This window comes from Bradyrhizobium quebecense, from assembly GCF_013373795.3.
Classification (GTDB): domain Bacteria; phylum Pseudomonadota; class Alphaproteobacteria; order Rhizobiales; family Xanthobacteraceae; genus Bradyrhizobium; species Bradyrhizobium quebecense.
Genome location: NZ_CP088022.1, coordinates 6,677,677 through 6,699,999, shown reverse-complemented (window position 1 = coordinate 6,699,999; position 22,323 = coordinate 6,677,677). Strand labels below are relative to the sequence as shown.

The following is a 22,323-nucleotide window of genomic DNA, read 5'->3' as shown; positions in this document are numbered from 1 at the left end:
TCGTTTGCCACTTAAGCCCCGCGTGCGCAAGTCAGGCCGGGCGTCTTTGCCTGACGGCGTTAACCGCCTCACGCCAGCCTGTGACGCCGAAAAGCTGCAAGAGGAGCCCGTAACTGGCGATCCCGGCCGCGATCAGCACGAGGAGGGAGGCCGCCTGCACGAAACCGTGGCTGCCGGCGGCCGGCAGCGCGCCTGCCGCGAGCCAGAGCAGGGCGCCCATCGCGAGCGCTGCGGCCAGGATGCGTGGCAGCCGGCGGCGCGCCTCGGCATCGATCGAAAAGCCGAAGGTCGCGGCACCTTTGCGGATCAGCGCCAGCGCATTGCTCCAGGCGCCGAGCGCAACGCCCGCCGCGATTCCGCTCGCGCCGAACATATGGCCGAGCAGGAAGGCCGCCGCGATCGCGACCACAACGGCCTTCAGCATCGCAAATAGCGGCGTCAGCGTGTCCTCGCGCGCAAAGAACGCCGGCGACAACGCCTTCACCAGCACATGCGCCGGCAAAGCGAGCGTCAGCCAGATCAAGGCCTGCGCGGTGGCCGCGGTATCTTGCCCGGTGAATGCGCCATGCTCGAACAGCATCCGCACGATCGGCTCGCTCAGCACCATCAGGCCGAGCGTTGCGGGCAAAGCGAGCCCGACCGCGAGTTCGAGCCCGCGCGATTCCGCATGCGCGATCGCGGCGGGCTCGCCGCTGCCTACCGCGCGCGTCATCTCCGGGATCAGCACCGTGCCCATGGCAACGCCGACGATGCCGAGCGGCAGCTCGAGCAGGCGGTTGGCGAAATAGAGCCAGGACACCGCCGATGGCGAGGTCGATGCGATCACCGCGCCCGCCACTATCAGCCATTGCGGCGCGCTGCTCGCGACCATGCCGGGGACCGCGCGGCCAAGAAAGCCGCGCATCTCGGGGTCGAAGGAGACGCGGAGCGGCGCGGCGAGTTTTGCGCCGCGCAGCGCCAGCATCGAGAGTTGTAGCAAGCCGGCGACGCCGATCGTCGCGGCCATCACCAGCGCAGCCTGCACCGGCTGCTGCTGCCGCGCCAGCAGCGCGGCCATCACCGCGATCAGCGCAATGTTGAACAGCAGTGGCGAGAACGCCGTCAGCGCGAAGCGTCCCTGCGCATTGAGCAGCGCCATCATCACAGTGACAGGGCCGGCGAAGGCGAGATAGGGCAGCATCAGCCTTGCGTCGTCGACGGCGAAATGCAGCGTGTCGCGGCCGACAAACCCCGGCGCGATCGCCGCGATCACCAGCGGCATCAGCACGCCGATCACGAGCGCCGCCGCGATGACAGCGGCGCTGACGGTGCCGAGCACGCGGCCGGCAAACGCGGTCGCCGCGGCCGCGCCGTCGGCGTCGCGCGTCTTCAGCCATGCCGGCACCAGGGCGGCATTCAATCCACCCTCGGCGAGCAGCCGCCGCACGACATTCACAAGCTGGAATGCGGCCAGAAAGGCATCCGCCACCGGCCCCGCGCCGAGCAGCGCCGCGATCACGGAATCGCGCACGAAGCCGAGCAGTCGCGAAGCCAGCGTTCCCGAGGAGACCGTGAGGAAGGAGCGGAACATGGGGCCTGTATAGCAGCCGCGCGCTTTGCTGCCAGCGTCACTGTACTAAACCCGTCATCCTGAGGTGCGAGCCTCTTCGGCGAGCCTCGAAGGATGAATCGGCCCGGACTGTGGCCGTGCATCCTTCGAGGCTCGCTCCGCTCGCGCCTCAGGATGACGGAACAGACAGCTTCAGCTTCCCTTGCTGCCCCGAGGCCTAACGTGATAGGTCGCGGCTCTTGTTGGGTGGCGTTAACACAGGGCAGGTCTATGGCTGACGCAAAATACGACGTTCTCGGGATCGGCAACGCGATCTTCGACGTGCTGGTGCAGACCGACGAGGCATTCCTTGCCCGTCACGGCATGACCAAGGGCTCGATGCAGCTGATCGACGAAGCGCGTGCCACCGCGATCTACAGCGACATGGGCGTGGCGACCGAGATGTCGGGCGGCTCGGCCGCCAACACCATCGTCGGCGTCGGCAATCTCGGCGCCCGCGCCGCCTATGTCGGCAAGGTCAAGGACGACCAGATCGGCAAGCTTTACGTTCACGACATCCGCGCGGCCGGCGTCACCTTCGACACCGCGCCGGCCAAGACCGGCGCGGCCACCGGCTGCTCCTACATCCTGGTGACGCCGGATGGCGAGCGCACCATGAACACCTATCTCGGCGCCGCGCAGGACCTGACGCCCGACGACATCGATCCGGCCCAGATCGCAGCCGCCGGCATCATCTATCTCGAGGGCTATCTCTGGGATCCGAAGAACGCCAAGGACGCCTTCGTGAAGGCGGCTGAGATCGCGCATAGCGCGGGCCGCCAGGTCGCGCTGACGCTGTCGGATTCGTTCTGCGTCGATCGCTACCGCGACGAATTCCTCGGTCTGATGCGCAAGGGCACGGTGGATCTGGTGTTCGCCAACGAGTCCGAGCTGCATTCGCTGTATCAGACCTCGGATTTCGACACCGCGCTGAAGCAGTTCGGCAAGGATACAAAACTCGGCGTCGTCACCCGCAGCGCGAAGGGCTGCGTCGTGATCTCAGGTGATGGCGTCGTATCGGCGCCCGCCTCCCCGATCGACAAGCTCGTCGATACCACCGGTGCCGGCGATCTGTTCGCCGCAGGCTTCCTGATTGGTCTCGTGCGCAATGTCGGCCATGAGAACGCCGGCCGCCTCGGCGCGCTCGCCGCCGCCGAAGTGATCCAGCACATCGGCGCCCGGCCGCTGGTCTCGCTGAAGGATCTGGCGAAGCAGAAGGGGTTGCTGGTGTAAGGGCGGCGGGTTCTTCACCTCTCCCGCTTGCGGGGGAGGTCGGCGCGTAGCGCTGGGTGGGGCTCTCTCCACGATGTGACTCGCTGAGAGAGCCCCCACCCCGACCCTCCCCCGCAAGCGGGAGAGGGAGAAGAGTCACGCCGTCTTCGCAGCCTTCAATCCCAGCCGCTGCTCGACCGCGTCGCGCATCACGAATTTCTGGATCTTCCCCGTCACCGTCATCGGGAATTCCTCGACGAACTCGACATAGCGCGGGATCTTGTTGTGGGCGATCTGGCCCTGGCAGAAGGCGCGGACTTCGTCTGCGGTCAGCGTCTCGCCGGCCCTGACCCTGACCCAGGCGCAGAGCTCCTCGCCATAGCGCGGATCGGCGACGCCGAAGATCTGCACGTCCTGGATCTTGGGATGGCGGTAGAGGAATTCCTCGATCTCCCTTGGATAGAGGTTCTCGCCGCCGCGGATCACCAGGTCCTTGATGCGGCCGACGATGTTGCAATAGCCTTCGTCGTCGATCACGGCGAGATCGCCGGTGTGCATCCAGCCATTGGCGTCGAGCACCTCGCCCGTCTTTTCCTTCTCGTCCCAATAGCCGAGCATCACGCTGTAGCCGCGGGTGCAGAGCTCGCCGCGTTCGCCGCGCGGCACCACCTTGCCGTCGAGATCGACGACCTTGACCTCGACATGCGGATGGATGCGGCCGACGGTCGAGACGCGACGCTCCAGGGGATCGTCGGTCGCGCTCTGGAAACTCACCGGGCTGGTCTCGGTCATGCCGTAGGCGATCGTCACCTCGCGCATGTTCATCTCGGTATTGACGCGCTTCATCACCTCGATCGGGCAGGGCGCGCCGGCCATGATGCCGGTGCGCAGCGACGACAGATCGAAGCGCTTGAACTCGGGATGGTCGAGCTCGGCGATGAACATGGTCGGCACGCCGTACAGCGTCGTGCATTTCTCCTGCGCGACCGTCGCAAGCGTCGCCAGCGGGTCGAAGCCTTCGCCGGGATAGACCATGGTGGTGCCCAGCGTGACCGATGCGAGGTTGCCCATCACCATGCCGAAGCAGTGATAGAGCGGCACCGGAATGCAGATGCGGTCCTGTTCGGTCAAGCGCATGGCGCGGCCGGTGAAGTAGCCGTTGTTGAGGATGTTGTGATGGGTCAGCGTCACGCCCTTCGGCGAGCCGGTGGTGCCGCTGGTGAACTGGATGTTGACCGGATCGTCGAATTGCAGGCTGTCGCCGAGCGCCGCGAGCTGCTCGCGATGGCGCGCACCGCCCATCTTCGACACCTGCTCGAATGGAATCGTGCCTGGTGCTGCCGGTCCGCCGATCTGGATCACGGCGCGCAGTTGCGGCAGCCGCGCCGAGCGCAGATGGCCGGGCTCGGAGCTTGCAAGCTCGGGCAGCAGCGTGTTCAGCATCTCCATATAGGCCGAGGTCTTGAACGCGGTCGCGGTCACGATCGCGGCGCAGCCGACCTTGCCGAGTGCGAATTCGAGCTCGCTCAGCCGGTAGGCCGGATTGATGGTGACGAGGATCAGGCCGGCCTTCGCGGCGGCGAATTGCGTCAGCGTCCATTCCGGCCGGTTCAGCGACCAGATGCCGATCCGCTCGCCGCGTTGCAGCCCGAGTGCAAGGAAGCCCGCCGCCAGCGCTTCGACGCGCTCGGCGAATTCGTTCCAGGTCCAGCGCACATTGTGGCTGGGCGAGACCAGTGCCTCGCGCTCGCCCCAGCGCGCGCGTGCGCGGTCGAGGCTGCGGCCGATGGTTTCACCGAGCAGCGGCGTATCGGAAATGCCGCAGACATAGCTGTCTGCCTTGGGTGTGGGTGCCAAGCTGGTCCTCCTCCTGGTCGTATTTGTGTCGTCACGCTTTTTTGCGCGATCTTAGTCGTTTGGCGCCGACAGGACAGGCCCGACCTATGGCGGGTATGAAAAATCCCTCCCTGTGAGGGGAGGGATTTCTTGTTGCTAGACCGGAACTTCAGGCCGCCCGCTGCCCGCTGCCGGCATCGAGGCCGGCATAGATGCCCTTCTCGAAGCCTGCGAAGGCCTCCAGGCTGTGCTTGTCCGCGAACGGCAACAGCTGGGTCAGGATCACGCCGCAGACGTCGCGCGACGGATCGATCCAGTAATAGGTATTGGCGAGCCCCGCCCAGGCGAGGCTGCCAGGGCTGCGGCCTTCCGGCGTCTTGGCGGTGTTGATCAGGAAGCTCAGCCCCCACTTCTTCACCTGGTCCGGATAGAGATCGACGTCGTTGGTGTACATCGGCGCCGCCGTCGTCATCTTGTCGACGGTGAGCTCGCCGATGTGGTTCTGTCCCATCAAAGCTACGGTCTCGGCCTTCAGCACCTGGTTGCCGTTGCCTTTGCCCTTGTTGAGGATCATCTGGCAGAACTTGATGTAGTCGGCCGCGGTCGAATAAAGGCCGCCGCCACCCATGTGGAATTCGGGGTTCTGCTCGAGCTCGAACGGGATCGCGGCCAGCGTGCCGTCCTCGCCGCGGGCATGCATGCCGACCAGCCGCTTGCGCATGTTGTCGGTGATCTTGAAGGCGGTGTCGCTCATGCCGAGCGGCGCGAATATGTGCTCGCGCAGATAGGCATCGAGCTTCTTGCCGGATGCGGCTTCCACCGCCTTGCCGACGAAATCGATATTGGTGCCGTATTCCCAGCGCGTGCCGGGGTCGGTCATGATCGGCGTCTTCAGCGCGGCATTCAGGCAGGTGATGATGCCGGGCGTGCCGGTCTTCTCCAGATATTTCCCGAGATTGGCGTCCCACATGTCGTAGGCGAAGCCGGCGGTGTGGGTCATCAGCTGACGCAGCGTGATCGGCTTTTTCGCCGGCCGCAGCTTCGGCTCGCCCTTGGCATCGAAGCCGTCGAGCACCTGTACGGCGGCGAGATCGGGCAGCAGCTTGCCGATCGGCTCATCGAGCGAGAGCTTGCCCTGCTCGACGAGCTGCATCGCGCCCGCGGAGGTCACCGCCTTGGTCATCGAGGCGATCCAGAACACGCTGTCCGCCGTCATGGGATCGCTCTTGGAAAGGTCGCGCTTGCCGAACGCGCCCTCGTAGATCACGTCCTTGCCGGTGGCCGCGATGGCGACCACGCCGGGAATCTCCTTTGCCTCGCTCTTCTGCCGCAATACCTGATCGATCTGAGCCTTGCTTTGCATTGGGGGCTTCCTCCGGTGGGGTTTATTGTTTTGAAGTGGGCGGATCATCCTCCCGCTTTCCCGCTCCCGCAAGGCAGGCGCGATGCGATGATGTCGCGATGTCGTGAAAGCCGGGGTGGCAGGAACGGTCTCGCTTAGCGGGCGTTCACCACGCGCCCAGATTTTGCGGTGGACTTTGGGCAAGTCCGGGTGACCGGCAGGGAGGGCCACGGTAACGTGATCGACAGATTGATTTTCGTACCTGTTTATTTGCAATAACGCATTCAGATCGCTGCACAATCGGTGCGGCACAAACGGATGATTTGACGAAAACCATCGTCATATTTGGGGTTGCGGGGACGCAGCAATGATTTCGACATGGAGTGAATGGAAGCGCTATCCGCGGCCGGGCCGCGGCGAGAATATCGAAGCGCCGATCAGCCCGGGTCTCTACGAAGTTCGTTACACGGGTACCGGTGCCCTGCACTCGTTCGAGGCGGTCGACAATGTCGCGCAGGCGCTGGCGCTGCTGCAGACGGGCACAAAATCCTGGTTCGGCCGCCGCGATGCGCGGGCGCAAGCCGACCTCGAATACCGGACCTGCGCGACCTCGACCAAGGCGGATGCCAAGGCTGCGGCCGAGCGCATGATCGGCCGCCGCGAAACCTATATGTCGGGCGGCGCGCTCTAAGCGCCGGCGTATCTAGGAACGGCGCGCCAGCCCTCAATATTGCTTGAAGCAGGGTCGCGCCCGGCGCCGGTGCATCGCAGCGGCTTTCCGCTTATATAGGCCGCGAATACCCCCAAAGAAATTCCAGGAGTAACGCCATGACCCCGCCCGTTGCCGCACGCGCTACGCAATCCGCAGCATCCTCCCTGCAAAGCCGCCTGAAGGACCCCTCGCTGCTGCGCGACCGCTGCTACATCGACGGCGCCTGGGTCGGCACGCCGGAGTTCGCCGTCAACAATCCCGCGACCGGCATCGAGCTGATCAGGATTCCGCAGCTCGGCGCAGACGATGCGACCAGGGCCGTCGAAGCCGCCCAGCGCGCGTTCCCGGCCTGGGCCAAGCTGACCGCCAAGCAGCGCTCCAATACCTTACGCAAATGGTTCGACCTGATCATCGCCAACCGCGAGGATCTCGCGCTGATCCTGACCTCCGAGCAGGGCAAGCCGCTGGCGGAGGCGCTCGGCGAAGTCGATATCGGCGCGGCCTATGTCGAGTTCTTCGCGGAGGAAGCGCGCCGCGTCTACGGCGAGACGATCCCGACCCAGCGTCCGGATGCCCGCCTGCTCGCGATCCGGCAGCCGATCGGCGTCTGCGGCGCCATCACGCCGTGGAATTTCCCGAACTCGATGATCACGCGAAAAGTGTCGCCGGCGCTGGCCGCCGGCTGCACCGTCGTGCTGAAGCCCGCCAACGAGACGCCGCTGTCCGCGCTCGCGCTGGCTGTGCTGGCCGAAAAGGCTGGCGTGCCGAAGGGCGTGCTCAACATCGTCACCGGTGATGCGCCGCCGATCGGCAAGGTGCTGTGCGAGCATCCGGCGGTGCGGTTCGTCGGCTTCACGGGTTCGACCAATGTCGGCAAGATCCTGTACCGGCAAGCATCGGTCGGCGTGAAGAAGCTCGGCCTCGAGCTCGGCGGCAATGCGCCGTTCGTGGTGTTCGACGATGCCGACATCGACGCCGCGGTCGAAGGCGCTATCGTCTCCAAGTACCGCAACATGGGCCAGACCTGCGTCTGCGCCAACCGTCTCTACGCGCAGGACAAGATCTACGACCAGTTCGTCGAGAAGCTGTCGAAGAAGGTCGCCGAGATGAAGATCGGCGACGGCACGGAGGCCGGCGTGACCCAGGGACCGCTGATCAACATGAAGGCGATCGAAAAGGTCGAGCGGCACATTGCGGATGCGGTGAAGGGCGGTGCCAAGGTCGTGACCGGTGGCAAGCGCTCGGCGCTGGGCCGCAGCTTCTTCGAGCCGACCGTGCTGTCGGACGTGAGACCCGACGCGCTCGTCGCGCAGGAGGAGACCTTCGGCCCGCTGGCGCCGGTGATCCGCTTCAAGGACGAGGCCGATGTGATCGCGATGTGCAACGCCTCGCCGTTCGGTCTCGCCTCCTACTTCTATTCGCGTGACATCGGCCGCGTCTGGCGTGTCGCCGAAGCGCTGGAGTCGGGCATGGTCGGCGTCAACTCCGGCCTGATCACGACCGAGGTCGCACCGTTCGGCGGCGTCAAGGAAAGCGGCCTCGGCCGCGAAGGTTCGCGCCACGGCATGGATGAGTATGTCGAGATTAAATACGTGATGATGGCCGCGAGCGGGCCCGCCCCGCCATCCGGCGGTTGCCGGATGGCGGGTGCTCACCTCACAGCCGAACTCGCCATCAGTAAACGGTGACCTCCACCATCATGTGATCATTGACGGTGGTCACGCCGGCTGCGACCCTGATGGCTCGCCGGGCGGTATCCGGTTCGGCAAAGCCCCAGAGATCGACGACGCCGTGGCTTACGGCCACGTTCAGCCTGTGAGCGTGCGCCCACGGCTGTTTCTTCAACTCGTCGAGCAGCCGGGTGCGGATCGTGGCATCCGGGACGCTGACCTCGAGTCTTGGCCGCGCGCCTGCGATTGCCTGGATGATGTTGGCGCGGGTAACGATGCCGACCAGATCGCCACCCTCGCTGACGATCGGGACGCGGTTGATGTGGCTCTCTTCGAACATTCCCGCGATATCATGCAAGGGCGTGTCCGGAAACGCCGTCACCACGTCGCGCGTCATGATGTCTTTCACGCTGGTCGCGTGAGATTTGATGTAGTTCTCCGCAATCACACGTTCGCCGATGGCTAAGGCTTGCCCTTCGGCTGGAACGCCTGGTTCGAAAACGGCTGCTCGGCAGGTGTGCGCAGCACGATGAAGGCGCGGTCCATCGATTGGTGACAGCTGTTGCAGCCCTTGGTCAGCTCGCCGAACTCCTTCACGAACCTGTCCGGGTCCTTGCGGTCGATGGCCTCCGAGATAACGGAGATGGTCGAGGCGAGCGTTGTGATGTTGGAGACTGGAATCCCCCTGTAAAGCAGCGCTGCCTCGACGAGGCTTTCCTTGATTTGTTGCAGCTCATAGGCCGCAAGCGGCCAGTTTCGGGCCGTTCCGGCGGACCACAGCTTGAGATGCTGAAGTTGCGCGGCGGTCATGATGTTGGCGAGCTGCGGGACATATCGCTCGGAGTTGCTCGCAGCGGGGAGCGACTCGGCCCAACTGGTCGGGATCGTCGCCGCGACCGACATGGCGACCAGCACGGCCGCAAATGGCATTGCTTTCATGCGCGTTCCAGACTTCGAAGGGCGGGGCGATCACGACGCCCACGAACACCTCATGTTTCTCAAACAAGCATGCGTCAGCCGAGGTGGCCTCGCGTTGATCCAGCGCAAGGGAATCGATTTCGGAACGTTTCGAAATTATCATAACGGGCTCTGGCCGAGGCTGGCCCCATGAAGCTGCCGCGGCCGCGGCTACCATGTCCGCGTCGGGCCGGATGCCGAGTGGCCGTCGTCGCTGCGGGCCGACCCGAACCGCCGCGCCTGTCAGACGCCCTTGTCGTTCGGATTGGCGACCGCGTCCTTCAGCGGCGCCGTCATCGGGAAATTCAGGTTCACATTCTTCGGCGGAATCGGCCGCGTGAACCATTTCGCGTAGAGCTCCTGGAATTCGTTGCTCTTCATCATGGCAGCCAGCGTCCGGTCGACCAGCGCCTTGAATTCCGGATCGCCCTTGCGGATGATCAGCCCGTAGGGCTCGGTGCGCAGGCTGTCGTCGATGATGCGCCAATCGGACGGATTGGGGCTGCCCGCGATCAGGCTCGCGAGCAGGATGTCGTCCATCACGAAGGCGTCGCTGCGCCCGGTGGTCAGCGCGAGGAACGACGCGGCATGATCCGGGGTCAGGATGTTCTTGGTCTGAAAGTTCTTCGCCTGGGCGCGCGCGCTCAACAGGCCGATCGAAGTTGATCCCGAAGTCAGCGAGACCGGCCTGCCGCCGAGGTCCTCGAAGGTCTTGATCGGGGCGTCCTTCTGCACCACCGCGCGGATGCTCGACACGAAGATCGTGGTGCTGAAGGCGACGACTTTCTGCCGCTCCAGCGTGTTGGTGGCGGGACCACAGACAATGTCGATGGTGCCGTTCTCGATCAGCGGTATCTGGGTGGAGAGCTGGATCGGCTGCAGCCTGGCCTGCAACGCCGGCAGCTTGAGCTCGCTCTTCACCGCCTCGACGATCCGCGCGCAGAGGTCCATCGCGAAGCCGACCGGCTTCTGGTTGTCGTCGAGATAGGAGAACGGGACCGAGACGTCGCGGTGCCCGAGCCGGATTTCGCCGGTATCGCGGATCTTGGCCAGTGTCCCGCCGGGCGATTGGGCCTGCGCCGGGACGGATGCCATCGTCGCAAGAAAGGTTAGGTAGATCAATCGCTTGAATGCTTTGTTCATGAGGGTTCTCGCGGACGCCGGCAGAATTGGATACGATGGCTCAAGATTTTATACATTGGATTGCATAATCAGCAATCTAATTTTATACAATCATGACCAAGTCGGATATCTTGGCTTGGCTCACCAGCGAGAGAGAGAAGCCGGATGGAACCTGCGACCGCCGCCAGCCATCGAGGGGCCGGACCTCACGGTTCCGCTCCGGACGCCGTGCGCGAGGCACTGCGGGCCGCGATCAGTTCCGGCGAGCTCGCGCCCGGACTGCAGCTCCGTCAGGACGAGCTCGCTGCCCGGTTCGGCACCAGCCGCATCCCGGTGCGCGAGGCGCTGCGCCAGCTCGAGGCCGAGGGTTTTGTGACCTTCCTGCCCAACCGCGGCGCTGTCGTCTCCGACCTATCGATCGATGAGGTGATCGAGCTGCTTGAGATCCGCATCGCACTCGAATGCCACGCGTTGCGATTGGCAATCCCCGCGATGGGCGAGATCGATCTCGAGGCGGCAACGAAAATCCTCCGTGCCTACGACGCCGAACCTGATCCGGCGCAATGGGGCGCCTTCAACTGGAAATTCCACGCCACGCTCTACGCGCCGTGCAATCGTCCGCGCCTGCTCAGCATGATCGAGGCGAACTACGGCCACGTTGGCCGCTTCACGCGGGCGCTGGTGTCACAGGCGACCGGCAAGGAGCGTCCGCAACGCGAGCACTACCGGCTGCTCGAACTCTGCCGCGACGGCGAGGTCAAGAAGGCCGTCCGCCTGCTGCGCGATCACATCGAGGAGACGCAGAAGACGCTGCGCTCGGCGCAACGCCAGGCGTTGCGCGATGCGGGCCCGGAACGTCCGATCTGATCGCTGGGACAATTCAAATCATCGCAGGCCCCACTGCGGGCCTTTGGGAGACACCGCGTGAAGACCAATGACGTCGAAATCCTGGTGATCGGTGCGGGCATCGTCGGCATCGCCACAGCCTACTACCTCGCCGTCCAGCACAAGCGTTCGCGCCTTTTGATCGTCGATGAAGGCCAGCCGATGGCACTGACCTCGGCGCAGTCGGGCGAGAACTACCGCAACTGGTGGCCGCATCCGACGATGGCCGATTTCACCGATCATTCCACCGACCTGATGGAGGAGATCGCGCGCCGCAGCGACAACCGCATCCACATGACGCGGCGCGGATATCTGCTGGTCACGCGCGAGGAGAAACCTGAGGAATTGCTCCAGCAGCTCTACGCCGGCTACGGCGAGCAAGCTGCAACGTTGATCCGCCTGCATGAAGGATCGGGCCGCGGCTATGTGCCGCCGCATTCGTCGGACTGGCAGAGCGCGCCTGACGGCGTCGACGTTCTGCTCGGCCGCGATCTGATTGCGGCGCATTACCCGACCTTCGACAAGAAGGTTTCGGCTGCGCTGCATATCCGCAGGGCAGGCGACATCAGTGGTCAGCAGCTCGGCCAGTACATGCTGGAGACGATGCGGCCGCTGGGCGCGCAATTCCAGCAAGCCAAGGTGGTCGGCATCGCGGAGACCGATCGCTTCGCCGTCGACGTGCTGGCCGATGGCGCGAGGCAGACCATCAAGGCGGACATCATCGTCAATGCCGCGGGCCCGTTCGCCGCGCATGTCGCGGCGATGCATGGCGAAGCGCTTCCGATCGTCAACGTGCTGCAGCAGAAGATCGCGTTCGCCGATCGCAACCGCGCGGTCGATCGTAAAATGCCGTTTGCGATCGATCTCGACGACCAGACGCTGGCCTGGTCCGATGACGAGCGCGAGGCGCTGTCCGCGGCGCCTGAATTCGCGCGCCTGCTGGCGCCGATGCCGGGGAGCATTCATTGCCGGCCTGATGGCGGCGACCATGGCGAATGGATCAAGCTCGGCTGGGCCTTCAATGCCGAGCAGACCACGGCGCCGGTGCGCGAGCCGGAGCTCAATCCATATTTCCCCGAAGTCGTGCTGCGCGCGGCGAGCCGGCTGCAGCCGCGGCTCGCGCAGTATCTCGGCGCGCTGCCGCGCGACCGCGTGCATTACGGTGGCTACTACCCGATGACGAAGGAAAACTGGCCGTTGATCGGCGCGGCGAAGACGCCGGGCGTCTTCCTCGCCACCGCGCTGTCGGGTTACGGCACGATGGGTGCCTGCGCCACCGGCGATCTCTGCGCCCGCGCCGTGGTCGGCGCGCCCACACCCGCATTCGCCCGCAGCCTTTCGCTGGCGCGCTATGACGACAAGGCGCTGATGGATCAGCTCGAAGCGACCGCGAGCGGCTTGCTCTAGAGCAATTTCGGTTCTGATTGAATCAGAACCGAAGCTCTAGACTCTTGTTTGACGCGTTTTCTTCACGCGAACCGGTGTCCACTTCGCTCGAAAACGCTCTAGCCGAGGCTCTCCATGAACGCGCGCAGCTGCGGCGCCCATTTGTGCGCGTCGCGGCCCGATGCCGAATGGCCGTAGTCGCTGTCGAGCAGAAAATAATCGGCGTCGACGCCGGCGGCCTTCAGCGCCGGCATCACCTGCGGTGCAAGCTCCGGCGGGAACAGCTTGTCGGTCCGCGACAGGACATAGAGCACCTTGGCCTTGATCTGTCCGAACTGCGCCGTGACGTCGAAGCCGCGCAGCGCCTTGGCCAGAGTCAGCAGCGAATTGGCGTCGAACCCCCTGGCCCATTCCGCCGCCTCGGCGCGGATCGCGGTCTCGATCTCCGCCGGGTCGGTCATCGTGTCGCGCAGCCGCGTCTCGATGCCGTAGCTCTTCAGCGTCGCGGTGCGGATCTGGATCATGCTTTCGAGCACGCCGCCGTGATCGTAATAGTCGCCGCCGTTCCAGTTCGGATCCTGCGACAGCACCGCCATCAGGCGCGCGACATTGCCTTCGGCGCGCTCGCGCGGCACCAGCGGCGCGGTGACGACAGCGGCGATGCCGCGCATGGCGTCGGGATAGTTCACCGCCCATTGCAGCGCCTGGAAACCGCCATAGGACGGACCGACGATCGCAACGAGCTTGTCGATCCCGAGATCATCGAGCATCGCGCGCTGGGTGGCGACGATGTCGCTGACGGTGATGTCCGGGAAGCGCGGCCCGTAACGCCGGCCGGTCCGCGGGTCGATACTCGCCGCATTGGTCGAGCCGTAGGACGAGCCCAGCATGTTCGGGCAGATCGCGAAGTAGCAGTTGGTGTCGACAGCCTTGCCGGGGCCGACGATCTCGTTCCAGCTGCCTTCGCCGGTCGATCCGCCGGGATCGATCATCTGCGGCCCGCTGGTGTTGCCGTGGGTGATCAGCACGACATTGTCGCGGTTGGGCGCCAGCGTGCCGACGGTGCGGTACGCGACGGTGACTTCGCCCAGCACGCTGCCGTTCTCCAGGCGGAAATCGGATGTCGTGAAGTTCTCCAGCTCGGTTGCGATCGATTGTGCGGGCATGGTTTTGCTTTCGGAATGGTGCGACAGCTCAGCACGTCGGCAGCAGGAGCGCAAAGGCTGGCGCTGTGGGACTACCCATTGCCGCCCTCATTGCCGAACGCGCCGTGGCGGCCGATACCCGAGGCGAAGCGCGCCGCGCCGGATAGCGTCTCGCCTGAAGCGATCACCTCGAGCCCGCCGCGCATCTCGTTCCGGATCGCCTCTTCCTCGTCGAGGTCCCATTGCCGCAACGCCGACAGCCGATCGGCGCGCAGGCAGTTCTGCGGGAATTTCGCGATGTCCTTGGCGAGCACAATGGCGTGCGCGCGCGTCTCGCCCTTCGGCACCAAGCGGTTCGCGAGCCCCATGCGAAGCGCCTCGGGGCCTGCGACCGGACGTCCTGTGAGGATCAGATCAATCGCCTGGGAATGGCCGATCAGCCGCGGCAGGCGGATGGTGCCGAGGTCGATCAGCGGCACGCCAAAGCGGCGGCAGAACACGCCGAAGGTGGCGTCCTCGGCGACGACGCGCATGTCGGCCCACAGCGCGAGCTCCATGCCGCCGGCGACCGCAAAGCCCTCGATCGCGGCGATCACCGGCTTCGACAGCCGCAGCCGGCTTGGCCCCATCGGCGCGATCGTGTTGTGTCCGCGAACCTCGCGCTTCTTCTCGGGATCGCCCGCTGCCACCGCCTTCAGGTCGGCGCCGGCGCAGAAATAGCCGCCGGTGCCGGTGAACACCGCGACCGATGCACTCGCGTCGGCGTCGAAGGCCAGAAACGCGTCATACAGTTTTCGCGCGGTGGCGCCATCGACGGCGTTGCGGTTGTGCGGACGGTTGATGGAGATGATGGTGACAGGACCATCGCGCTCGACGAGCACGGTATCGGCATCGGACATGGGTCGCTCCCTGGGCTTGTTAGTTGGAGCCAACCTAATGGTCCCGGTCAGGCAATGCCATCACGAACGAAGGCGACGCGGATGGTCGGGTCCCCGATCGCCTCATGCGCATCCTCGAAACGGACGCGGCGGGTGATGACATGTTCTGGATGGTAATGTCCTGCCGTCACATGCGCGACGCAGTCGGGCAGCTCGGCGCGCACATTGACGCGGCTGACCTTCAACGTGATCCCGACTCCATACATATGCCGCAGCGGCACCGGCGTGGTCTCGGCGAAGGCGCCATACATGCGCTGGCAGATGCCGTTGGGTTCCGTCGCGCGGAATGCCAGCAGGATGCTGGTGTCGGTCGCGGCCGCATCGATCACGATCGGGAACAGGCCGGGCGGCTCCATCGACAGGCCGACTGGCGCTTCGATGATGTCGGCCCCGAGCGACTTCGCCTTGGCGAGGCGCGGCGCGTGGTCGTCGAGATAGACGACGCGGCCCGCGCCGCGCGCCACCGCCGCCTGCACCGCGAACAGTGCGAGCGACTGCGCGAAGCCGCCGATCACGAGCACGTCGGCGCCGGGCCGTTGCGCGAGCCAGCGCGCCACCGCGCTGAACCCGTCGGTCGCGCCATCGGCCAGTCCTGCGGTTTGCGACAGGGCATGACCGTTCGGCTGGCGGACCAGCATGTGATCGGCAAACGGTACGCGGATGAGGTCGGAGAGGCCGCCGCCATATTCCACGCCGCAGACCGGCTTCAGCCCGTAGGACGAACGAAACGGCACCGCCATGCAGGCATTGGTGTGGCCGCGCCGGCAGCGGTCGCAAGTGCCGCAACTGATCTGGAACGGAACGATGACGAGATCACCGGGCGCGAAATTCTTCACCGCGCCGCCGATGTCGACGATGCGGCCCGCGGTCTCGTGTCCGAGTGCAAACGGACCGGCGAGGCCCGATCGGCCATGCACGATCGCAAGATCGAGATCGCAGCGCGTCACGGCAAGCGGCTGCACCAGCGCGTCGCGGTCATCCTGGAGCTTGGGTGGGGGAACGTCCCACCATTCGACCTTGTTGCCGCCGATATAAGTCAATTGCCGCATCGTGCACTCTCCGTTTAGGCGGAGAGTGCAGGGAGGCTGACGCGACGACAAAAGGTATGTCTTCAACCGGGGTGAATTGGATTCACTTCAGCCCGCTCTGCTCGTCATTGCGAGGAGCGGAAGCGACGAAGCAATCCATCCTTCCACACGTGGCGAGGTGGATTGCTTCGCTTCGCTCGCAATGACGGAGGAAGAATACGGCGCTGCTGACGGAAGCTAGATCTTCAGCTCGCTGCCCGTCACGCGGCGATACGCTTCGAGATACCGCTTGCTGGTCGCATCCACCACGCTGGCGGGCAGCGGCGGCGGCGGGGCGTCGCCGTTCCAGCGGCCGGCGTGGCGTTCGACGTCGAGATAGTCGCGCAGCGGCTGCTTGTCGAAGCTCGGCTGCGGCTGGCCGGGCTTGTAGGCATCGACCGCCCAGAACCGCGACGAATCCGGCGTCATCACCTCGTCGATCAGGATGATGCGGCCGTCTTTGTCGCGGCCGAATTCGAACTTGGTGTCGGCGATGATGATGCCGCGGGCGCGGCTGGTTTGTTCGCCGTAAGCGTAGACATCGCGCGCCATCTTCTCGAGTGTCGCGGCAATGTCCGCGCCGACGATCTCGCGCACCCGCTTAACCGTGATGTTCTCGTCATGGCCGGCCTCGGCCTTGGTCGCCGGGCTGAAGATCGCGGGCTCGAGCTTTTGGCTCTCGACCAGGCCTGCTGCCAGCTTCTCACCGGCGAGCGTGCCTTCAGCGGCGTATTCCTTCCAGGCCGAGCCGGAGATGTAGCCGCGGATCACGCATTCGATTGGGAATACGGTGGTGCGCTTGCACAGCATCGCGCGTCCGAGGATGTCGGCGCGATGATCCTTCAATGCAGGCACTGCGCGGATGATCTCGTCGGCATCGGCGCTGATCATGTGGTGCGGCACGGTGCCTTCGAGCTGCCGGAACCACCAGGCGCTGATCTGGGTCAGCACCGCGCCCTTCATCGGAATGGTTTCCGCCATCACCACGTCGAATGCCGAGATGCGGTCGGTGGTGAGCAGCAGCACACGGTCGTCGCCGACGGCGTAGATATCGCGCACCTTGCCGCGGCCGATCCGGGGCAGGGGCAAATCGCTGGAGAGCATCGCGGTCATGGGCGGGGTCTTTCCGGGCTCGTTTCTCAAAGACGCAGTGTTCAAAGACGTGCGCCCGCACGAGGCGTGCGGGCGCCGAAGACTAACACGGGAAATAGCTCACTCCGGCAGCGGAATGAACTCGTGTTCGTGCGGAACCTGCGAGAAACGCCCGGTTTTCCAGTCCTGTTTGGCCTGCTCGATCCGCTCCTTCGACGACGAGACGAAATTCCACCAGATGTGGCGCGGCCCTTCCAAGGCGTCGCCGCCTAGGAACATCATGCGGGTCGGCCGCAGCGTCTTCACGGTGATGCGGTCGCCGGGCCGGAAGATCAGGAGCCGCGGGCCCTCGTGGCGGTCGCCCGCGATCTCGACCTCGCCCTCGACGAGATAGATCGCGCGCTCCTCGTGATCGGGGTCGAGCGGCACCGAGGTGCCGGCCTGCGCGGTCACTTCAGTGTAGAACCACGGCGAGACCATGCTGACCGGCGAGCTGATGCCGAACGCTGAACCTGCGATGACGCGCGCGGTAAAATCGCGCTCCGAGATCATCGGCAGGTCGCCCGCGCCATAGTGCTGGAACGAAGGCGCGATCTCCTCCTTGCCGGCCGGCAGCGCGATCCAGCTCTGTAGCCCGAGCATCTTCTGGCCGTCGCGGCGCTGCACGTCGGGCGTGCGCTCGGAATGCGCGATGCCGCGGCCCGCGGTCATCAAATTCATCGCGCCGGGCTGAATCTCCTGGATGTTGCCCTCGCTGTCGCGGTGCATGATGCTGCCGTCGAATAGATAAGTGACGGTGGCGAGCCCGATATGCGGATGCGGCCGCACATCCATGCCCTTGCCGGCGAGGTATTGCACCGGACCGAAATGATCGAAGAAGATGAAGGGCCCGACCATCTGCCGCTTGCCATGCGGCAGTGCGCGACGCACGGCAAAACCATCGCCGAGATCGCGAGTGCGCGGCACGATGATCAGGTCCAGCGCGTCGCAGGTCTTGGGATCGCCGAGTTCGGGATCGGTTGAAGGCTGCCAGCTCATGTCGGACTCCTTGCAGTTTTGCCGGATCATACTCTCTATCTGTCGTCCCGGCCAAGCCAACGGGTCGGCGCGAAGCGCCGCCCGATGACAGGCTCCGCGCGAGCCGGACTCATAACCACGAATGCTTACGTTGCGAAGGCTGTGGCCGCAGCCCTCCGCACCAACTGATATCGGTGGCTATGCTCCCTGCTCTTTCGCAGGGACGACGAAGTACTTCTGGCGTGTGCACGCGCGTGATAACAGCATAAATTTGGAAACCGGAGCCAACCATGGTTTCTCTGATCAAGCCGGGCGCAAAGCTGTTGCAGGTCGATGGGCCCGTGATCGAGACCGCGCGTCTCATCCTGCGGCCGTGGCGCGCGTCCGACATCGCTGACAACACGCGGATGCTGTCCGATCCCGAGACGGCACGCTTCATCACGCCGGATCATCAGCCGGTCGCGTCGGAGCTGAAGGGCTGGCGCAATGCGGCGGTCATCTCCGGCCATTGGGCGCTGCACGGCTTCGGCATGTTCGCGGTCGAGGAGAAGTCTTCCGCCCGCTACATCGGCCGCGTCGGGCCGTATTGTCCGCCTGAATGGCCGGGCCTCGAAGTCGGCTGGGGCATCGCCAAGGAGTGTCGCGGCAAGGGTTATGCGGTGGAGGCGGCGCGTGCCGCGATCGACTTTGTGTTTGCCAATTTCACGGTTGACCGCATCATCCATTGCATCGATCCCGCCAACGTCGCCTCGCAGGCCGTGGCGCGGCGGCTGGGTGCGGTGAATGAGGGCCTGGGCAAGCTCGAGGGTGATGTCGTCGATATCTGGGTCACGCAGCGCAGCCGCTGGCCGCGCGATGGTTCTTGAAAAAGCCGGCGTGACGGCCGATGTTCGAGCCGTTGCCGTTTCGAGCCCGAAGCAAACCGACCGATGACCTTTGCCGCGACCGAACTGTGTCTGCGCGCCGCCACCGTGACGCTGCTGATGGTGCTTGCGGCCTCGATGTTCGCAGATTTCCGCAAGGTGCTGGCCGGGCGGCTCGCGATCGCCTTCGCGCTCGGCTCGGCCGCGCATGCGGTGACCGCGTCGATGGGTGCCGGGCCGCCGGTCTCGGACTGGCATGCGCCACTGATCGCGCTCGCGACCGGCGATATCGTGGTGTTCTGGCTGTTCACGCGCGCGCTGTTCGATGACGCGTTTCAGCTGCGCTGGTGGCACGGCCTGATCTGGGCTGCGGTCGTGGCCTACAGCTTCGTCAATTGCATGTGGATCGCACCCGCCGGTCACGCGCGGATCGCGATCATCATGGTCAATTCGCTCACGCTCGCCTTCGTTGCGCTCGCGGTGGCGCAAACCATCGGATCGTGGTCGGCGGATCTGGTCGAGCGCCGCCGCCGTGTCCGCGTCTTCATCGTCGCCGCATCTGCGCTGTACGGCGGCATGAACGCGCTGCTTCAGATCGCCTATGCCGGCAGCCGCGTGACCGTGGAATGGGCCAATTTGCTGAACGCGGCCGTGCTCACCGCCATCGTGGCCGCAATCACCTGGGCGATGATGCGCGTCGACGGTGCCGACCTGTTCACGGTGCCGGCGGAGGCCGTCGTGCTGACGAAGCCGGCTGCGGTCGAGGAGGCGGCGGACCAGAGACTGGTCGATGCCCTGATGCGGCTGATGGCGGACGAGCGCATCTATCGCCACGACAACGTCACGATCGGCACGCTGGCAACCCGGCTGAAGATCCCCGAATATCGTCTCCGGCGGCTGATCAACCAGCGGCTCGGCTACCGCAATTTCAATGTCTTCCTCAACAATCACCGGATCGAGGAGGCCAAGGCCGCGCTCGCCGATCCCTCGCAGTCCGCAGTTCCCGTCATCACCATCGCGATGGACGCCGGCTTCCAATCGCTCGGCCCCTTCAACCGCGCCTTCAAGGCGACGACCGGTGTGACGCCGACGGAGTATCGGAAGCGGAAAGCGAGCGCGGTGTGACTCTTCTCCCTCTCCCGCTTGCGGGGGAGGGCCGGGGTGGGGTGCCTCCGCGAGGTACGCGCTGTCATTCTGAGGAGAGAATCCCCACCCGGATCGCATCGTTCGATGCGATCCGACCTCCCCCGCAAGCGGGAGAGGTGACACGAGTCCGCGGTTGCACCCTTTGTAATCATTGTACAATTCCAGAATCGGCGAGTCGCACCGAGTCCTCGGCCAGCGCGATTCCAAATCCGGCGAGCGCTTGCGCGTCCGCTCCGGCCTGATCCCGGCCACGCGCCCCACGCGCCATGCCGGAGGATCCCGTGACCCGTCGAAAGCTCGCCTTCATTCTCATTGCCACCACCGCTTTCGGTGCGCTGGCGCTGTCTGCCGCCCGGGCCCGCGATGTGCCCAAGGTTGCGACCGGCTTTGTCGCCAACGTCGTCTGCTCGGAGACCTTCGTCAGCGGGCTCGATCCGAAGCGAAACCTGGCCGAGACCACAGATGCGATGCCGGGGGCCGGCCTGATCATCTGGGCGATGGACACCGAGGTCGACCTTGGTCGGAAAGACGTCACCGTGACGCTGTTCGGGCTTGGCCGCAGCCACGCGGTCTATCGCGAGGGGTTCGGCTGCACGCTCGACCACGGCGTGGTGCTCGCCGATACCGCGCCTCCGCCCTCGAAACCGCAAGCCGCATCGCTGCCCGAGATCGCAGGTCCTGCGCTCGTCGCGCCACAAAGCCCGCAGCTTGGGGCCGCGCTCGACCGTGCCTTTGCCGAGCCGGCGGAGCCGCCGTTCCGCCACACCCGCGCTGTTGTCGTGATGAAGGACGGTCGCATCGTCGCTGAACGCTACGCCGACGGCATCGGCATCGAGACGCCGCTACTCGGCTTCTCCATGAGCAAGTCGGCGGTCTCGGCCCTGATCGGAATCCTCGTCCGCGAAGGCAGGCTGACGCGCGACCAGCCGGTCCCGATCGCTGCCTGGCGGAATCCAGACGATCCGCGCCACGCGATCACGGTCGACGAGCTGCTGCGCCACACCGCAGGGCTTGCGCTCGGCAGCTCGCTGCAGGCGTCGCTGGCGTCCGTGCTCGAGCCGGTCAACCGCATGAAGTTCATGGAATCCGATATGGCCGCCTTCGCCGAGAGCGCTCCGCTGGAGAGCGTGCCTGGCCAGGTCTGGAATTATCATGACGGCAACTACCTCATCCTCTCGCATCTGATCCGCAACGCCGCCGGCGGGCAGGCGGCGGACGTCATCCGCTTCGCGCGTGAGAAGCTCTTCGGTCCGCTCGGCATGCGCAATGTCGTGATGCAGTTCGATGCTGCGGGTACGCCGGAAGGATCGGGCGCGATGATGGCGAGCGCACGCGACTGGGCGCGTCTCGGCCAGCTCTACCTCAATGACGGGATGGCCGGCGACAAGCGCATTCTGCCCGAAGGCTGGGCGGCCTATTCGGCTTCGGCCACGCCGAATGCCTGGGTCGGCTACGGCGCGGGCTTCTGGACCAATCTCGGCAACAGCTTCGGCGCCAACCATCGCATCGCGCATGGCTGGCCGCGCGATGCCTTCTTCGCCAAGGGCACGATCGGGCAGTATGTGATCATCGTGCCGTCACAGCGGCTCGTCATCGTGCGGCTCGGCCGCTCGCCGAACATGCCGCCCCAGGCGGACGGCGTGTTCGATCTGGTTCGCGATGTGGTGACAGCAACCACCACAGGCGCGCGGCTCGCGGGCGGCAATTGACTGCTACGTCACACAACACCCGCGCGATCGTGAATTGAATCTCGGCCTCCGGAATTTTCTGATGCTGTGGCGCATCTCGCAGGAGATGCGCCACAGCTTCTTGAAACACGCCTCAGCCGGAGACCATCATGCCGAAAGCCTACTGGATCGTGCACGTCACGGTTCACGACGAAGCGCATTATCCCGAATATCTCGCCGCCGCGATGCCGGTATTCGCCAGATACGGCGCCAATTTCATCGTGCGCAACGGCCCCTATGAGGTGATGGAAGGCGCAACGCGTGAGCGCAACTTCGTCATCGAGTTCAAGGATCGCGCCACCGCGATGGAATGCTACACCTGCCCCGACTATCAGGCCGCGAAAGCGATCCGGCAGAAATACTCGGACGGGGATTTTGTGATCATTGATGGAGCGGAGTAGGTCTCCGTCATTCCGGGGCATGCGAAGCATGAGCCCGGAATCCATTTTGCCACGCGTGATGCGGCTTGATGGATTCCGGGCTCATGCTTCGCGAGCCCCGGAATGACAGTGAGGTTCGGACGAATCATGTCGTGAAAATGCGAAGCTGCGTCGTCAACCACACCTGTCATCGCCCGGCTTGACCGGGCGAGCCAGTACGCTGCGGCCTCTCGGCTCA

General features: G+C 65.1%; 19 protein-coding genes and 1 pseudogene. 9 read left to right on the top strand and 11 right to left on the bottom strand.

The annotated features are described in order from the left end of the window. Window positions 1-31: 31 nt before the first annotated feature. Window positions 32-1,570: a murein biosynthesis integral membrane protein MurJ gene (gene murJ, locus HU230_RS32215; protein ID WP_176534691.1), complete on the bottom strand. Its 1,539-nt coding sequence runs from the start codon at window positions 1,568-1,570 to the stop codon at window positions 32-34. Window positions 1,571-1,819: 249 nt separating this feature from the next. Between murJ and HU230_RS32210 the strand changes: the two genes are divergently transcribed. After that, window positions 1,820-2,821, top strand: coding sequence for an adenosine kinase (locus HU230_RS32210; protein WP_176534692.1), 1,002 nt, complete (start codon window positions 1,820-1,822; stop codon window positions 2,819-2,821). A 135-nt stretch (window positions 2,822-2,956) separates the two neighbouring features. On the opposite strand, the gene HU230_RS32205 is transcribed toward HU230_RS32210, so the two are convergent. Next, window positions 2,957-4,657 carry an AMP-binding protein gene (locus tag HU230_RS32205; RefSeq protein WP_176534693.1) on the bottom strand — a complete coding sequence of 567 codons (1,701 nt, stop codon included), beginning with the start codon at window positions 4,655-4,657 and terminating at the stop codon, window positions 2,957-2,959. 148 nt (window positions 4,658-4,805) lie between these two features. Next, complete coding sequence (locus tag HU230_RS32200; RefSeq protein WP_176534694.1) at window positions 4,806-5,999, bottom strand: serine hydrolase domain-containing protein; 1,194 nt, start codon at window positions 5,997-5,999, stop codon at window positions 4,806-4,808. Window positions 6,000-6,345: 346 nt separating this feature from the next. Here HU230_RS32200 and HU230_RS32195 point away from each other — a divergent pair, with 346 nt between their 5' ends. After that, window positions 6,346-6,669: a hypothetical protein gene (locus HU230_RS32195; protein ID WP_176534695.1), complete on the top strand. Its 324-nt coding sequence runs from the start codon at window positions 6,346-6,348 to the stop codon at window positions 6,667-6,669. 137 nt (window positions 6,670-6,806) lie between these two features. Next, window positions 6,807-8,294: pseudogene (locus HU230_RS32190) on the top strand (NAD-dependent succinate-semialdehyde dehydrogenase); the annotation flags it as partial. A 70-nt stretch (window positions 8,295-8,364) separates the two neighbouring features. Here the strand turns inward: HU230_RS32190 and HU230_RS32185 are convergent. The 3 genes from HU230_RS32185 to HU230_RS32175 all read right to left on the bottom strand — a co-directional run bounded on the left by HU230_RS32185 (window position 8,365) and on the right by HU230_RS32175 (window position 10,460). Then, the gene (locus HU230_RS32185; protein WP_176534696.1) at window positions 8,365-8,757 is read right to left on the bottom strand and encodes a CBS domain-containing protein; all 393 of its coding nucleotides are present in this window, start codon (window positions 8,755-8,757) and stop codon (window positions 8,365-8,367) included. A 65-nt stretch (window positions 8,758-8,822) separates the two neighbouring features. Next, complete coding sequence (locus HU230_RS32180; protein ID WP_176534697.1) at window positions 8,823-9,299, bottom strand: hypothetical protein; 477 nt, start codon at window positions 9,297-9,299, stop codon at window positions 8,823-8,825. Between the two features lie 261 nt (window positions 9,300-9,560). After that, a complete protein-coding gene (locus HU230_RS32175; RefSeq protein WP_176534698.1) occupies window positions 9,561-10,460 on the bottom strand; it encodes an amino acid ABC transporter substrate-binding protein in 900 nt (299 codons plus the stop codon). Window positions 10,461-10,604: 144 nt separating this feature from the next. On the opposite strand from HU230_RS32175, the gene HU230_RS32170 reads away from it, so the two are divergent. Together HU230_RS32170 and HU230_RS32165 are read left to right on the top strand one after the other, a co-directional pair. Then, the gene (locus HU230_RS32170) at window positions 10,605-11,306 is read left to right on the top strand and encodes a GntR family transcriptional regulator (protein ID WP_176534699.1); all 702 of its coding nucleotides are present in this window, start codon (window positions 10,605-10,607) and stop codon (window positions 11,304-11,306) included. A 57-nt stretch (window positions 11,307-11,363) separates the two neighbouring features. Then, complete coding sequence (locus HU230_RS32165) at window positions 11,364-12,731, top strand: NAD(P)/FAD-dependent oxidoreductase (RefSeq protein ID WP_176534700.1); 1,368 nt, start codon at window positions 11,364-11,366, stop codon at window positions 12,729-12,731. Between the two features lie 98 nt (window positions 12,732-12,829). On the opposite strand, the gene HU230_RS32160 is transcribed toward HU230_RS32165, so the two are convergent. From HU230_RS32160 to HU230_RS32140, 5 genes are all read right to left on the bottom strand, one after another. Continuing rightward, the gene (locus HU230_RS32160) at window positions 12,830-13,876 is read right to left on the bottom strand and encodes an alpha/beta fold hydrolase (protein WP_176534701.1); all 1,047 of its coding nucleotides are present in this window, start codon (window positions 13,874-13,876) and stop codon (window positions 12,830-12,832) included. A 71-nt stretch (window positions 13,877-13,947) separates the two neighbouring features. Next, entirely contained in the window at window positions 13,948-14,754 is an 807-nt protein-coding gene (locus HU230_RS32155) for a crotonase/enoyl-CoA hydratase family protein (RefSeq protein ID WP_176534702.1), read from the bottom strand. 47 nt (window positions 14,755-14,801) lie between these two features. Beyond that, window positions 14,802-15,842: a zinc-dependent alcohol dehydrogenase gene (locus tag HU230_RS32150; protein ID WP_176534703.1), complete on the bottom strand. Its 1,041-nt coding sequence runs from the start codon at window positions 15,840-15,842 to the stop codon at window positions 14,802-14,804. A 216-nt stretch (window positions 15,843-16,058) separates the two neighbouring features. Next, window positions 16,059-16,973: a phosphoribosylaminoimidazolesuccinocarboxamide synthase gene (locus HU230_RS32145; RefSeq protein WP_176534704.1), complete on the bottom strand. Its 915-nt coding sequence runs from the start codon at window positions 16,971-16,973 to the stop codon at window positions 16,059-16,061. Window positions 16,974-17,072: 99 nt separating this feature from the next. Beyond that, window positions 17,073-17,990, bottom strand: coding sequence for a pirin family protein (locus HU230_RS32140; protein ID WP_176534705.1), 918 nt, complete (start codon window positions 17,988-17,990; stop codon window positions 17,073-17,075). Between the two features lie 269 nt (window positions 17,991-18,259). Here HU230_RS32140 and HU230_RS32135 point away from each other — a divergent pair, with 269 nt between their 5' ends. The 4 genes from HU230_RS32135 (at window position 18,260) to HU230_RS32120 (ending at window position 22,106) form a co-directional block, all read left to right on the top strand. After that, window positions 18,260-18,835 (top strand): GNAT family N-acetyltransferase, encoded by a 576-nt coding sequence (locus HU230_RS32135; RefSeq protein ID WP_176534706.1) that lies wholly within the window; start codon window positions 18,260-18,262, stop codon window positions 18,833-18,835. A 63-nt stretch (window positions 18,836-18,898) separates the two neighbouring features. Continuing rightward, window positions 18,899-19,957, top strand: a complete 1,059-nt coding sequence (locus HU230_RS32130) for a helix-turn-helix domain-containing protein (protein ID WP_176534707.1) — start codon at window positions 18,899-18,901, stop codon at window positions 19,955-19,957. A 302-nt stretch (window positions 19,958-20,259) separates the two neighbouring features. Continuing rightward, entirely contained in the window at window positions 20,260-21,687 is a 1,428-nt protein-coding gene (locus HU230_RS32125) for a serine hydrolase domain-containing protein (protein WP_224943772.1), read from the top strand. A gap of 128 nt (window positions 21,688-21,815) precedes the next feature. Beyond that, window positions 21,816-22,106 (top strand): DUF1330 domain-containing protein, encoded by a 291-nt coding sequence (locus HU230_RS32120; RefSeq protein ID WP_176534709.1) that lies wholly within the window; start codon window positions 21,816-21,818, stop codon window positions 22,104-22,106. The last annotated feature ends 217 nt before the right edge of the window (window positions 22,107-22,323 follow it).

Coding starts and splice junctions, on each gene's coding strand:
- HU230_RS32180 (WP_176534697.1), bottom strand. CDS start 9,299: ATGAAAGCAATGCCATTTGCGGCCGTGCTGGTCGCCATGTCGGTCGCG.
- HU230_RS32140 (WP_176534705.1), bottom strand. CDS start 17,990: ATGAGCTGGCAGCCTTCAACCGATCCCGAACTCGGCGATCCCAAGACC.
- HU230_RS32170 (WP_176534699.1), top strand. CDS start 10,605: ATGGAACCTGCGACCGCCGCCAGCCATCGAGGGGCCGGACCTCACGGT.
- HU230_RS32200 (WP_176534694.1), bottom strand. CDS start 5,999: ATGCAAAGCAAGGCTCAGATCGATCAGGTATTGCGGCAGAAGAGCGAG.
- HU230_RS32120 (WP_176534709.1), top strand. CDS start 21,816: ATGCCGAAAGCCTACTGGATCGTGCACGTCACGGTTCACGACGAAGCG.
- HU230_RS32160 (WP_176534701.1), bottom strand. CDS start 13,876: ATGCCCGCACAATCGATCGCAACCGAGCTGGAGAACTTCACGACATCC.
- murJ (WP_176534691.1), bottom strand. CDS start 1,570: ATGTTCCGCTCCTTCCTCACGGTCTCCTCGGGAACGCTGGCTTCGCGA.
- HU230_RS32210 (WP_176534692.1), top strand. CDS start 1,820: ATGGCTGACGCAAAATACGACGTTCTCGGGATCGGCAACGCGATCTTC.
- HU230_RS32155 (WP_176534702.1), bottom strand. CDS start 14,754: ATGTCCGATGCCGATACCGTGCTCGTCGAGCGCGATGGTCCTGTCACC.
- HU230_RS32150 (WP_176534703.1), bottom strand. CDS start 15,842: ATGCGGCAATTGACTTATATCGGCGGCAACAAGGTCGAATGGTGGGAC.
- HU230_RS32130 (WP_176534707.1), top strand. CDS start 18,899: ATGACCTTTGCCGCGACCGAACTGTGTCTGCGCGCCGCCACCGTGACG.
- HU230_RS32195 (WP_176534695.1), top strand. CDS start 6,346: ATGATTTCGACATGGAGTGAATGGAAGCGCTATCCGCGGCCGGGCCGC.
- HU230_RS32135 (WP_176534706.1), top strand. CDS start 18,260: ATGGTTTCTCTGATCAAGCCGGGCGCAAAGCTGTTGCAGGTCGATGGG.
- HU230_RS32145 (WP_176534704.1), bottom strand. CDS start 16,973: ATGACCGCGATGCTCTCCAGCGATTTGCCCCTGCCCCGGATCGGCCGC.
- HU230_RS32185 (WP_176534696.1), bottom strand. CDS start 8,757: ATGACGCGCGACGTGGTGACGGCGTTTCCGGACACGCCCTTGCATGAT.
- HU230_RS32175 (WP_176534698.1), bottom strand. CDS start 10,460: ATGAACAAAGCATTCAAGCGATTGATCTACCTAACCTTTCTTGCGACG.